The 13,033-nt window shown below is 71.6% G+C and carries 10 protein-coding genes; 5 read left to right on the top strand and 5 right to left on the bottom strand.

Annotated features, from left to right (window positions below; translation table 11 throughout):
* Positions 1-17: 17 nt before the first annotated feature.
* Positions 18-2,597, bottom strand: coding sequence for a bifunctional FO biosynthesis protein CofGH (locus ACWIE7_RS01815; RefSeq protein WP_452100703.1), 2,580 nt, complete (start codon positions 2,595-2,597; stop codon positions 18-20).
* Between the two features lie 98 nt (positions 2,598-2,695).
* Between ACWIE7_RS01815 and ACWIE7_RS01810 the strand changes: the two genes are divergently transcribed.
* Together ACWIE7_RS01810 and ACWIE7_RS01805 are read left to right on the top strand one after the other, a co-directional pair.
* Entirely contained in the window at positions 2,696-3,340 is a 645-nt protein-coding gene (locus tag ACWIE7_RS01810; protein WP_452100704.1) for a PH domain-containing protein, read from the top strand.
* On the top strand, positions 3,337-5,058 hold the full coding sequence (locus ACWIE7_RS01805; protein WP_454068444.1) for a PH domain-containing protein: 1,722 nt from the start codon (positions 3,337-3,339) through the stop codon (positions 5,056-5,058). The genes ACWIE7_RS01810 and ACWIE7_RS01805 overlap by 4 nt, the downstream gene beginning before the upstream one ends.
* On the opposite strand, the gene ACWIE7_RS01800 is transcribed toward ACWIE7_RS01805, so the two are convergent.
* Genes ACWIE7_RS01800 through typA form a run of 4 tightly spaced genes read right to left on the bottom strand, consistent with a single transcriptional unit; the run spans position 5,029 to position 10,151 of the window.
* Positions 5,029-5,436 (bottom strand): hypothetical protein, encoded by a 408-nt coding sequence (locus ACWIE7_RS01800; RefSeq protein ID WP_452100706.1) that lies wholly within the window; start codon positions 5,434-5,436, stop codon positions 5,029-5,031. The two genes, ACWIE7_RS01805 and ACWIE7_RS01800, sit on opposite strands and share 30 nt — an antisense overlap.
* Positions 5,433-6,326 carry an N-acetyl-1-D-myo-inositol-2-amino-2-deoxy-alpha-D-glucopyranoside deacetylase gene (gene mshB / locus ACWIE7_RS01795; protein WP_452100707.1) on the bottom strand — a complete coding sequence of 298 codons (894 nt, stop codon included), beginning with the start codon at positions 6,324-6,326 and terminating at the stop codon, positions 5,433-5,435. The genes ACWIE7_RS01800 and mshB overlap by 4 nt, the downstream gene beginning before the upstream one ends.
* Positions 6,323-8,218, bottom strand: a complete 1,896-nt coding sequence (locus ACWIE7_RS01790) for an ABC transporter substrate-binding protein (protein WP_452100708.1) — start codon at positions 8,216-8,218, stop codon at positions 6,323-6,325. The genes mshB and ACWIE7_RS01790 overlap by 4 nt, the downstream gene beginning before the upstream one ends.
* Positions 8,219-8,240: 22 nt before the next feature.
* The gene (gene typA / locus ACWIE7_RS01785) at positions 8,241-10,151 is read right to left on the bottom strand and encodes a translational GTPase TypA (protein ID WP_452100709.1); all 1,911 of its coding nucleotides are present in this window, start codon (positions 10,149-10,151) and stop codon (positions 8,241-8,243) included.
* Positions 10,152-10,553: 402 nt separating this feature from the next.
* On the opposite strand from typA, the gene ACWIE7_RS01780 reads away from it, so the two are divergent.
* The 3 genes from ACWIE7_RS01780 to aqpZ all read left to right on the top strand — a co-directional run bounded on the left by ACWIE7_RS01780 (position 10,554) and on the right by aqpZ (position 12,989).
* Positions 10,554-11,234, top strand: coding sequence for an Rv1157c family protein (locus tag ACWIE7_RS01780; RefSeq protein WP_452100759.1), 681 nt, complete (start codon positions 10,554-10,556; stop codon positions 11,232-11,234).
* A 46-nt stretch (positions 11,235-11,280) separates the two neighbouring features.
* Complete coding sequence (locus tag ACWIE7_RS01775; RefSeq protein ID WP_452100710.1) at positions 11,281-12,051, top strand: SIR2 family NAD-dependent protein deacylase; 771 nt, start codon at positions 11,281-11,283, stop codon at positions 12,049-12,051.
* Positions 12,052-12,227: 176 nt separating this feature from the next.
* A complete protein-coding gene (gene aqpZ, locus ACWIE7_RS01770; protein WP_452100712.1) occupies positions 12,228-12,989 on the top strand; it encodes an aquaporin Z in 762 nt (253 codons plus the stop codon).
* Positions 12,990-13,033: the final 44 nt, after the last annotated feature.

Here is a 13,033-nt window from a genome sequence, read left to right as displayed (position 1 = left end):
CCCCCACCGGCCACGGGCTATGTGACGACGGACACTCCGACGGGTCGGGAGGCGGGCCCGTACAGGGTGTCCCGCCGACGCACCGGCCGCCCGATCCCCGTTGCGATCTCCTCGATCTCCTCCGGCGACTTGGCCGACCCGTTCTCGGCGCCGGCCATCCGCGAGATGGTCTCCTCCATCAGCGTGCCGCCGAGATCGTCGGCGCCGGACCGCAACATCGTGCGGGTACCGGCCACGCCGAGCTTCACCCAGCTGGTCTGCACGTGGTCGATCGCGCCGTGCAGCATGATCCGCGCCAACGCGTGCACGGCGACGTTCTCCTCGCGCGTGGGGCCCGGCCGCGAGGCGCCCGCCAGGTACAGCGGCGCGCTCCGGTGCACGAACGGCAGCGGCACGAACTCGGTGAAGCCCCCGGTACGCTCCTGGATCCCGCGCAGCGTCCGCAGGTGTGCCACCCAGTGCGCCGGTGTGTCGACGTGCCCGTACATCATGGTCGAGCTCGACCGCAGCCCCACCTCGTGGGCGGTGGTGACGATGTCGATCCACTCGGCGGCCGGGAGCTTGCCCTTGGTGAGGACCCACCGCACCTCGTCGTCGAGGATCTCCGCGGCCGTGCCGGGAATGGTGTCGAGGCCCGCGGCCCGCAGCTCGGTCAGCCACTCACGTACCCCGGTCCCGGAGCGCGAGGCACCGTTGGAGATCTCCATGGGGCTGAACGCGTGCACGTGCATGGACGGCACCCGCGCCTTGACCGCGCGAACGAGGTCCGCGTAGCCGGAGACCGGCAGGTCCGGGTCGATACCACCCTGCATGCACACCTCGGAGGCGCCGGACACGTACGCCTCGTACGCGCGGTCGGCGACCTCGGACGCGGACAGCGAGAACGCGTCCGCGTCGCCCTTGCGCTGGGCGAACGCGCAGAAGCGGCAGCCGGTGTAGCAGATGTTGGAGAAGTTGATGTTCCGGTTGACCACATAGGTCACCGTCTCCCCCACCACGTCGGCGCGGATCCGGTCGGCCAGGCCGGCGACCGCCGCCAACCCGTCCCCGGTCGCGGTGGCCAGCGCGAGGTATTGGTCGTCGGTGAGACCGGCCGGGTCCGACTCGGCGGCCCGCAGTGCCGCGAGGACCTCCGAGTCCGCGCGCTCCGGGGCCAGCGCGGCCGCCCCGATCTCGGCGGCGCGCGCCCGGATGACGTCCCAGTTGCCGAACGCCTCGCCGATGTCCGAGCGCGTGTCCGTATTGCGGCCCTCGGAGTCGATCGCGGTGTGCAGATCGGTCCGCCCGGACGAGTCCCAGTCGTCGTCGGGCTCCTGCCAGGGCCGTCCCTGCGGGCGGACGACCTCGTCGTCGTCGCCCGGCGCGGCCAACCCACTGGCCGGGTCGGCCAGCGCGCGGACGTGGCCCGCCACCCGCGGGTCGATCCAGGCGTCTCCCCCGCCCACATAGCGCGGATGCGCGGTGAGGCGCTCGCGCAGGTCCCACCCACTCGCGGCGAGGTCCGCGGTGAGCTCGTCCAGGTGCGGCCACGGACGCTCGGGATTGACGTGGTCCGGCGTCAGGGGCGAGATCCCGCCGAGGTCGTCGACCCCCGCGCCGATCAGCGCCAGCACGTCGGCCCGGTCGACCAGGTTGGGCGGTGCCTGCACCGCCACGCGCGGGCCCAGGACCAGGCGCGCCACCGCGATCGCGGCGAGGAACTCGTCCCTGTCTGCGTCGTCTGCGGACCGCATCGCCGTGTCCGGCTTGGCGCGGAAGTTCTGGACGATCACCTCCTGCAGGTGGCCGAACTCGCGGTCCAGCGCGGCGAGGGCCAGCAGACTCTCCGCGCGCTCCGTCCGGTTCTCCCCGATCCCCACCAGGATCCCCGAGGTGAACGGCACCGCCAGCCGGCCGGCGTCGGTGAGCGTGCGCAGCCGCACCGCCGGATCCTTGTCGGGGCTGCCGTAGTGGGCCTCGCCGGGTGTGGTGAACAGGCGGGTCGCGGTGGTCTCGAGCATCATGCCCATCGACGGCGCGACCGGCTTGAGCTTGGACAGCTCCGCCCAGCTCATGACGCCGGGGTTGAGGTGCGGCAGCAGACCGGTCTCCTCGAGGACGCGGATCGCCACGGCCCGCACGTAGTCCAACGTCGACGAGTAGCCGCGCGCATCGAGCCACTCGCGCGCCTCCGGCCACCGCTCCTCGGGGCGGTCCCCCAGCGTGAACAGTGCCTCCTTGCACCCGGCCTCGGCGCCGCGGCGGCACAGGTCCACCACCTCGTCGGGCTCCAGGTACAGGCCCTCGCCCGCGGCGCGCAGCTTGCCCGGCACGGTGACGAACGTGCAGTAGTGGCACCGGTCCCGACACAGTCGGGTCAGCGGGACGAAGACCTTGCGGGAGTACGTGACCACCCCGGGGCGCCCCTCGTCGGCCAGGCGCGCGTCGCGGCGGGCCGCGGCCAGGCCGGTGAGCCGCCCGAGGTCCTCGCCCCGCGCGGCGAGGAGCACCGCGGCCTCGGTGGCGTCCAGAGTCAGTCCGTCGGAGGCGCGGCGCAGGGCGCGCCTCATGGCCGACGTCGTGGGCTCGGGATCAGCGGGGGTCGAGGCGGAAATCATATCCGCGATGATGCCCCACCCCGCCCGTTCCGCGCGCGGGCGGTGCCTGTCGGCCGGTCTCACCAGCGCGCGCGGGCCGCCCCACTAGTCTGGTGGCCATGTCCGAACCCGCCCAGGCTCTCCGCGCCAACGGTGACCCACTGGTCGCCAGCCCGCCCTCCGTGACAGGGGGCGCGCACGCACTGCGCGAGCCAGCGCGTCTGCCCGACGCCCCCGTGGAGGTGGACACCGGCGACGAGTTGCTGACCTCCAACCGGATTCTCATCTCGGCGCCCCGCCACCGGATCGAGAAACGCACCCCGTTCCTGTTCATCATCGAGGGCATCTGGTCGTGGGCGATCCTGGCCGGCCTGCAGGTCGCCTGGTATTTCTGGGGCGAGAACGTGATGGGGTTCTGGAACTGGGTGGCGCTGGCGGCCACCATCCCGTTCGCGTTCATGGCCATCGTTGTGGCGCCGTGGTGGCGCTACGTCGTGGCGCGCTGGGACGTCTCGGACACCGCGGTGTGTTCGCGTAAGGGCTGGTGGACCACGCAGTTCCGGATCGCTCCGCTGGTGCGCCTGCAGACGGTGTACACCACGCGCACCCTGTTCGAGCGGTGGTTCGGGTTGGCCACCGTCAACGCCTCGACCGCCTCCGCGCAGGGCACGGTCGAGATCCGCGGACTGGCCGTGGCGGACGCCGAGGCGCTGGCGCAGCACCTCATCGCGATCGCGAACCTGGACACGGAGGACGGGACGTGACCGCACCAGGCGGCGGGGACCCCACCGCCGTCGATGACATGCCGACGGTGGTCACCCGGGTCGAGGGCGACGACGACGAGGGCTCCCGCCCGGAACCGTCCACGTCCCCCGGAGCCGACGCCGGGTCCGACGCCGCGCCCGCGTCCGGGAGCGAGCCCGTCGCGGAGGCAGTCGACCCGGAAGCGCCGTGGGAGCGCCTGTCGTGGCGGATGCTGCTGGTCGACCCGCTGGGATCGTTGACCCGGCTGGCGCCGCTGTTCCTGATCTCCCTGTGGCTGGGGTCGAACCGCAGCAACTACTGGTTCGAGTTCATCATCATCTCGCTCGTCGTCCTGGCGGGCGTGCTGCGCTGGCTGTCGACGAGCTACCAGGTCGGCCGGACCCACATCATCCTCAGGAAGGGCTTCTTCAGCCGCCAGGTGGTGACGGTGGCCCGCAACCGGATCCGCAGTGTGGACACCGAATCGGACCTCTTCCACCGGGTCATGCGGGTATCGATCGTGGAGGTCGGCACAGGGCGGTCCGACGCCGGGAAGTCCGGTGCCGAACGATTCCGGCTCAACGCGATCGACACCGCGCACGTCGAGCCGCTGCGCGACGAGCTCCTCAAGCATCGTCGTGCGCTCGACCCGTCGCTCGGCATCGAGGACGAGGAGCAGTGGGGCTCCAAGTATGGCGAGGACATCGCCCGCTGGCGGGTCACCTGGTCCCGGTTCGCCCCGTTCTCGTTCATCGGGTTCGGTGTCCTGATGTCGCTGTGGTTGATCACGTGGCAGATGGGCGACATGCACCAGCGCATCATGGACCTGGCCGTGGTCGAGGGGACCATCGCCTGGCTCGATTCGCTCGGTGAGCCGTTCGCCATGGTGGGCAAGGGCATCGCGATCTGGTTGGTCGCCAGCGTCCTGGCGATCATCACCTACGCGATCCGGTACGGCAAATACGCCCTCACCGAGCGCGGGTCCGTGCTCTATGTGCAGAACGGCATCCTACGTCGCAAGCACCAGGCGCTCGACAAGGCGCGGTTGCGCGGCGTCGAGGTCCGGGCGCCGATCTACCTGCGGATGATCGGCGGCGGCCGACTCGAGCCGATCATGACCGGCACCAAGTCGGGTGGCAAGGCGTCGACGCTGCTGCCCCAGGCGCCGATGAAGGACGTCCGGCGCGTGGCCACGCGCATCCTCGGCGACGAGACTCCGGTGACCGTGCGGCTGCGCCGGCACCCGTGGAAGGCGGCCCGCCGACGCATCACCCGCGGGCTCATGCCGTTCTGGGTGGTCGCGGCCCTGCTCATCCTCATCCGCATCGATTCGGGGCCGTCCGCGGATGTGTGGGTGCGATGGGGCATCCCCGCGGCCTTCGTCCTGTTCATCCTGCTGTCGATCGACCGGATCCGCATGCTAGGGCACGCCCTGTTGTCAGACACACTGGTGTCCTCGCACGGGTCGTGGGGCGCCAAGCGCACGGTCCTCGAATCCGACGGCATCATCGCCTGGACCGTCAGCCAGTCGGTGTTCCAGCGCACGGCGAGGGTCGCGACGGTCACCGCGGCCACCCCGGCGGGGGCCGGGGGCTACTCCGTCATGGACATGGATGCCGACGAGGTCTGGGCGCTCGCCGAGGCGCTGACCCCCGGGATCACGGACGTGTGGCAGTACGAGGGCGCCCCCGAGGACGCCGGCCGAACCTCACCCTCGATGGGTGTCCGCCGACACTGAGCGGCCGTAGGCGGCCACCCACAGCGGGATGAGCCCACCGAACACCAGCAGGGCGAGGCCTCGCAGACCGAGAGGCACCGGCATGTCGCCGCCGGGACCCATGTCGAGCGCGATCAGCGTGAGGATGAACACCAGGGCCGGAAAGGCCGCGACAGGCTTGCGGTCCGACCACATCGAGGCGACCCGGACCAGCACCAGCGACCAGGCACCGGCGACCAGGACCGTGATGGGGAACGGGACGGGGCCCACGTACAGGGTCAGCCACGCCGCGGCGAGAACGCACCCGGTCACCGCTCCCGCCGCGAGCAGGGCCAGCGCCCCCGCCAGCTCGACGCCTGACGCCGCCCGCCCGCCGGTGCCGACCACGGGCGCGGTCACGCGTCCCGCCCCAGCCCGCTGAGCAGGTGGGCGACGCCCGGCGCACACCGGTCGTAGTTCTCCCCGCGCTCGTCGAGATCGTGGCCGATGTACCACTCGGCCTGTGCCACGGGCTGCAGTACGCCGTTGGTCAGTGCCAGGAACCAGGGGTCGCCGTCCACGGTCGGCACCAACTCGAGCTGGGTGGCGTGCCCGGTGAGCGCCTCGAGCTTGGCCGCATATGCGCTCTCGTCCAGCGGCACCCGGTGGGTGAGCCGGGAGTCGGCGACGGACGGCAGTTCGTCGGCGTGGGCGTGCCGTAGGTGTGCCGGGGGGTCCGGATGTTCCCGCGAGACGTCGGACCGCGCGGTGACGGTCCAGGCGAGCCGGGTCGGCCGGTGCGTCGCTTCGGCGACCGCCGCGTGGACGACCTCGTGCGCACGGATGTGGTCGGGATGCCCGTAGCCACCGCGCGGGTCGTAGGTCACGACGAGGTGCGGTCGGAACTCATCGATCACGGCGACCAGGGCGGCCACCGCCTCCGCCCCGGATCCGACGAACGCGCGCGGATGCTCGGCCGCGGGGGTCCCGGCCATTCCGGAATCACGCCACCGGCCGGCCTCTCCCAGGAACCGGGGCCGGCCCACGCCCAGCGCCCGCAGCGCGGTCGCCAGTTCGCTGATGCGGTACCCGCCCAGTTGGTCGGCGCGGTCGGAGACGAGGCCCGCGAACCTCTCCCCCAGGACCTCGCCCTCCTCGCCGAGGGTGCACGTCATCACGCAGACCTCGGCGCCGGCGGCCACGAGGGCCGCGATGGTGCCGCCGGTGGTGATCGCCTCGTCGTCGGGATGCGCATGGACGAACAGTGCGCGGATCCCCGCTGCCGGCGGGGTCGTGGCCGTCGGAGTCATCCGGTCCTCCTCCAGGTGGGTGCGGTATCGAAGACGTCGGTGACCGTCAGGGGCACCCGCGCCCCGGCGGCGTCGTCCGGGGATGATCCGGCGGACGACCGACCGGACAGCTCGACCCCATCATCAGCCAGAAGCATCGTCGGCCGCACGAGCGGAACGCGGACGGCCTGCTCCGCGACCAGATCCCCGGCCTCCACGAGGTCGACCCCGTCGCCCGGGCCGACCCCGAGCGCACCGTCGATACGGGGATCACACAGGCCGGCGGTGTCCGAGGCGCGCGCCGGGGCATCGATTCCGAGCGTGCGCGCCGGCGTCGTGGGTGTGGTCGTCGTCCCCGCCTCCTCCGTCCCGGTGGCCTCGCTGTCCGGGGCCCGGCCCGGGCGCGCAGGGGTCATCGTGGTCGAGGTGGGCGGCACCAGGCTCGACACCGTGGTACGGGGCCGCGAGGGCGAAGCCTCCGTCTGGGTCGCGGACCCGGACCCGGCCGCGGCCGGCTGGCGCCCTGCCGCGCAGGCGAAGCGCGATACGGCGGCCACCTCGGCATCACCCTCCACGGGTTGCCAGCCCACCACCGCATCGACGAGGCCGTGCGGCAGGACGTCCGCGTAGAGCTCGCTGGGCTCGAGCTCCCACACGTGTGCCCCTACCCCGGTTCCGCGGAGCTGGTCGGCAAGCGTGTACGCGGCGGTACGTGCCCGGTCATCCGCGGCCTCGACACCGAGCGTCACGGTCAGCGGCGTGCCGGCGAGCTGCCACCGGCCCCCGTCCCGGACGTATCCGGCGGCGGTGAGTTCCGACTCGGTGACCGTGTCGTCCGAGGTCGCGGTGGTCGCGGCGTCGGCCGGGAACGGGAACGACGTGATCTGTGGGGATGCCTCACCCGTGACGATCCGGCCCACCACCTCGGGGTCGATCGCCGCGGCCAGGGCCCGGCGGACCCCGGGGTTCGAGACCGCCGGCGCGATGGTGTTGAACGCGAGCTCGAGCTGCGCCGAGGCCGTGACCGTCGTGTCGGTGACGCCCGGAATCGTCGCGGACACGTCGGCGACGACCGGTGCGTCGGCCACCATGGCCATGACCCCGGGGCCGTCCCGCAGGGCCGCCCCCAGCTGACCGGGGCCGCTCTCGCGCCGGACGACGATCTGGCCGGTCTCCGGCGCCCGCGCCCAGAAGCGGTCGTTACGGACGAACTCGATCTCCCCGCGGCCGAGGTCGGCGGCGCGGATCATGTACGGGCCCGCGCTCATGACCGGAAGTCCCGCCATCGCCCCCTGGAACCCGTCGGGGGCGTCTTTGAGGATGTGCCCGGGCAGGAGGTCGGCGAACAGGGTCCGCCAGTGCTCGGGCGGCGAATCGAAGAGCACGTCCACGACCTTGCCGCCGGCGCCGGCGCGGACCGCCACGATCCGCTCGTATCCTGCCGGGTCGACGACCCCGGGCTGGGTGACCATCTGGCGCCACAGGTACTCGAAGTCCTCGGCGGCCACAGGCACTCCGTCGGACCACTGGGCCTTGGGGTCGATCGTGTAGCGGATCGTGGCCGGCGCCTCGGGCAGTGGCGCCGCCGAGACCAGCAGGTCGCGGTTGAGAACCGGCTCGCCGTCCGGCCCGGGGACGAACGCGCTGGGCAGCAGGAGGGCCGCGACGAGGTCGGTGTCGACGCCCTGGTCGGCGAGGAGGTGCGGGTTAAAGCCGCTCTCGACACGGTCCAGGGCGAGGAGGAGTCCGCCGGCGGTGAGACTGACGTCCGTACCGGAGCCGGAGCCCTCCTCGCCGCCGACGACCGTGGGTGGCGGCGGGTCGGCCACGCACCCCGTGACGACGACGAGGGCCGCCGCCGCGGCCAGTCCCGCGGTGGCCCGGCGGCGCCCTGACGCCCCCCTCGTGGTCACGTGTGCCCCCTCGGTGCGCCGACTACTTGTCGCGCGCCTTGGAGCGGCTGCGGGCCTTGGCACGCTCGGTGGCGGTGAGCAGGACCTTGCGTACGCGGATCGCCTCGGGGGCCACCTCGACGCACTCGTCGCCCGCGCAGAACTCCATGGCCTCCTCGAGGCTGAGGTTGCGGTGCTTGGAGAGGGTCTCCGTGGCGTCGGAGCTCGCCGCACGCATATTGGTGAGCTTCTTCTCCTTGGTGATGTTGACGTCCATGTCCTCGGACCGCGGGTTCTCGCCCACGACGACGCCCTCGTAGACCTCGGCGCCCGGCTCGATGAAGAAGTCGCCGCGGTCGGCCAGACCCAGCAATGCGAAGGTGGTGGCCTTGCCCGAGCGGTCCGCGACCAGCGAGCCGGTGTGGCGGGCGCGGATCTCGCCGGCCCACGGCTCGTACCCGGCGGAGACCGAGTTGGCGATGCCCGAGCCCCGGGTCTCGGTCATGAAGATGGTGCGGAACCCGATGAGGCCTCGGGCGGGGACGGTGAACTCCATACGGACCCAGCCGCTGCCGTGGTTGCTCATCTGCTCCATGCGGCCCTTGCGGGCGGCCATGAGCTGGGTGACCGCACCGAGGTGCTCCTCGGGCACGTCGATCGTCATGTGCTCGAACGGCTCGTGCAGCTTGCCGTCGATCGTCCTGGTGACGACCTGTGGCTTGCCGACGGTGAGCTCGAAGCCCTCACGACGCATGGTCTCGACGAGGACGGACAGTGCCATCTCGCCACGCCCCTGGACCTCCCAGTCGTCGGGACGCTCGGTGTCGAGCACCTTGAGCGAGACGTTGCCGACCAGTTCCTGATCCAGGCGGGCCTTGACCATCCGGGCGGTCAGCTTGTTGCCGCCGTTCCGGCCGGCCATGGGCGAGGTGTTGACGCCGATCGTCATGGAGATCGCGGGCTCGTCGACCGTGATGGCGGGCAGCGCGACCGGGTTGTCCGGGTCGGCGAGAGTGTCGCCGATCATGATCTCGCTGATGCCGGCCACGGCCACGATGTCGCCGGCCACGGCCTCGTCCGTCGGGACCCGCTCCACGCCGTCGGTCTTGAGCAGCTCGGAGATCTTGACCGTCTTGGTCTCCTGCTCACCGTCCGGCGTGTTGTGGATCCATGCCACCTGCTGCCCCTTGCGGAGACGGCCGTTGTGGATACGGACGAGGCCGATGCGGCCGAGGAAGTTGGAGGCGTCCAGGTTGGTGACGTGGGCCTGGAGCGGGGCCTCGACGTCGCCCTTCGGGGCCGGGATGACGTCGTAGAGGAGCTCGAAGAGACCGTCCAGGTTCTCGCCGTCCGGCTCCTGGCCGTTCGCCGGCTGGGTGGTCGACGCCTTGCCGGCACGACCGGAGGCGAACACCACGGGCAGCTCGAGCGCGTGCTCGGCCGCGGCCTGGGCGGCCGGGTCCTCGAGATCAGCGGCCAGGTCCAGCAGCAGGTCCTGTGCCTCCTCGACGACCTCGTCGATACGCGCGTCCGGGCGGTCGGTCTTGTTGACCACGATGATCACGGGCAGCGACGCGCCGAGCGCCTTCCGGAGCACGAACCGGGTCTGCGGCAGCGGCCCCTCGGACGAGTCGATGAGCAGCACCACGCCGTCGACCATCGACAGTCCACGCTCGACCTCGCCACCGAAGTCGGCGTGACCGGGGGTGTCGATGATGTTGAGGACGAGATCCCCGCCACCGGCGCCCGCACCCGGCCGACGCACGGCGGTGTTCTTGGCGAGAATGGTGATGCCCTTCTCGCGCTCGAGGTCGCCGGAGTCCATGACGCGGTCCACCAGCTCCGCCCGCTCGTCGAACGCCCCCGACTGACGCAGCAGTGCGTCGACGAGAGTCGTCTTGCCGTGGTCGACGTGCGCCACGATGGCGACGTTACGGAACTCGGTCAGGGCCATACGCTGGGTTCTCCCTCAGGGGCGTTCGGCGCCGGGTCGGCTGTACACCGCCGGGCGCATGACGGGAATCGGCGGATTCGCTCCGCAAGATCCACAGGCGCGTCCGGACAGGCCGCGCGTGCGGACCCACATTACCCGCTGCATGCCCCCGTGTTATATCCGCCGAGGCCCGGCCACGTCGCGCCGGTCGTCTCCGTGCGCACGTCAGCGGCACCCGGAGGACCCGCCGCATGGTCTGACTGTTATTTACAACACACGCCCCATCTGCAACACTGGCCCCAGACCGAGCACGTCACCACCTCCCCGGTGTCCACATCAGGGGGCATTGTGAGAACATCGAGCGGTCGACTGGTCGTCTCCGCCGACCGGTCCGCCCGCCTCATCCGAAGAATGGACTCGCCAGTGATCCGCCACTCGCTCAGGACCTCGTTCCGGACCCTCGGCATCGGCGCCGTCGCCGCCATGGCCATGGGCCTGGCCGCACCCGCCGCCGCCAGCGCACAGTCGCTCGACGAACTGGGGCGCCCGACCGAGCCCGTCCTGCAGGCCATGGAGGGCCTGGCCGAGCAGCAGTGGATCCCCGAGGACACCCGCGGCACGATCCTGCGTCTCGTCGGGTTCTTCCGCGGCACCGGCGAGCCCGGCACCCCGCTCCCGGAGAACGGCCCGGTCATCGCGCAGTTCGCCTATCCGACCATCATGCAGAACTGCATCGGTGGCGAGCAGACCGCCGTGGGGGCCGCGACCGCCATCCCCGGCCCGGCCGACCTCCCGCTCCCGGGTGTCCCGCAGAGCCAGCTGGGCTTCGTGTTCACCGCGCTGGGCACCGAGGGTGTGGCCGAGCACCAGGTGCAGCCCATGACCGTGGACTGGGTCAACATCCACAACGGCCGTCACGGTTCGACCGTCCTGACCTACAACGGCATCAACGAGGGCGGCCCCGCCACGCTCAACGGCGTCGCGGACACCGGCCCCGGCCACGTGCTGATGGTCCTTCAGGGTGGTGTCACCACCAAGCTCGAGGGCGGTGGAGACGTGAACTGCGTGCCGTTCCCGACCGTGGGATCCGCGTTCGTCGGCTGAGACCGGATCGTCGCCGCCCCGGTCGAGGGCCGGTCCCGTTGCGCTGATGAGCACTGACACCCCGGACACACAGGAGTCCCGTGCCGCGCTGAGCAAGGCCCGCCGCGCCCTCTCGGGCGGCGGGCCTCTCGTCGTTCTCAGCGGCGCCGGTATGAGCGCCGAGAGCGGAGTACCCACTTTCCGCGACGCCCAGACCGGGTTGTGGGAGCGCTATGACCCCACCGAACTGGCGACGCCCGAGGCCTGGCTACACGACCGGGACAGGGTGTGGGCCTGGTACCGCTGGCGCGAACATCTCGTGTCCACGGCCCCACCCAATGCCGGCCATATCGCCGTCGCCCGGGCCGAGAGGCACCGCCAGGTCGTGGTGGTCACCCAGAACGTCGACGATCTACACGAGCGCGCCGGCTCGACGGTGGTCCACCACATCCACGGCAGCCTGTTCGCGCACCGCTGCGACACCTGCGGGGAACCGATGGACCCCGGCCCGCCGTCGGCGGCGCCGGTGGATCACCTCGAACCGCCCCGCTGCCCCCGTGGCGACGGGCGGGCCAGGCCCGGTGTGGTGTGGTTCGGTGAGATGCTGCCGTCGGCCGCGTGGGAGGCTTCGGTGTCCGCCGTCACCGGGGCCTCGGCTGTCGTCGTCGTCGGCACGTCGGGCCTCGTCCATCCCGCCGCGTCACTGCCCGCGCTCGCCGCGGAGACAGGCATACCCGTCATCGAGGTCAATCCCGGCCCCTCCGGCCTGGGCCGCGAGGTGGACGTCCACCTCCGCGCGCCCGCGGGGCGGGTGCTCCCCGATCTGCTGTCCGACTGACAGCGGCCCGTGCTGCACTCCCCCATCGCGGCGCTCTTCCGAACGTGGCGGACCCGCGGATCGTCGTTCCGACCTCCGCAGCCCGGCCGGCCGTCTAGCGTTCTGTTATCAGCGACGTCGCGGTGACAGCGCTGCCCGGCAGTGGCCCGGGACTTCCAGGAGGAGGAATCCGACGCATGTCCGACCCAACACCACCGTCCACTCCCGCGATCGTGGCCGCCGAACTCATCGGCACGTTCTGGCTCGTCCTCGGAGGGTGCGGCACCGCGGTCTTCGCCGCCATCCAGGTCGCCGACGGCGAGGCCGGTGCGCTCGTCCCCGTGGGGGTCGGCTACCTCGGCGTCGCACTGGCCTTCGGCCTCACCGTCCTGACCGGCGCCTACGCCGTCGCCCACATCTCGGGTGCCCACTTCAATCCCGCCGTCAGCGTCGGCGCCGCGATGTCCGGACGTCTGCCCTGGTCGCGACTTCCGCTCTACATCGTGAGCCAGGTGGTGGGCGGACTGCTCGGAGGCACGCTGATCTTCGTGGTCGCCAGCGGCAAGGCCGGTTTCGAGGCCACCGGCGGGATGGCGGCCAACGGCTACGGCGCCCATTCCCCCGACGGGTACAGCCTGCTCTCCGCGCTGATCATCGAGATCGTTCTCACAGCCCTGTTCGTATGGGTGATCCTCGGCGCAACAGACCGTCGTGCTCCCGTCGGGTTCGCGCCGGCCGCCATCGGCCTGACCCTCACCCTCATCCACCTCATCTCTATCCCGATCACCAACACCTCCGTCAACCCGGCCCGTTCCACTGCCGTGGCGTTCTTCAACGGGGACGGGGCCCCCGGACAGCTCTGGCTGTTCTGGCTGGCACCCATCGTGGGCGCGCTCATCGCAGGCGCGCTGTACGAGCCACTGTTCGGCGGCCGGTCGCGCCGGGCCGTACCGGCCTGACACAGGCCTGGAGCGGGTCGGCCGCCTCCTCCGACGAGACGACC

It is taken from the genome of Dietzia sp. NPDC055343, assembly GCF_053645265.1.
This window is presented reverse-complemented; position numbering and strand designations above follow the sequence as displayed.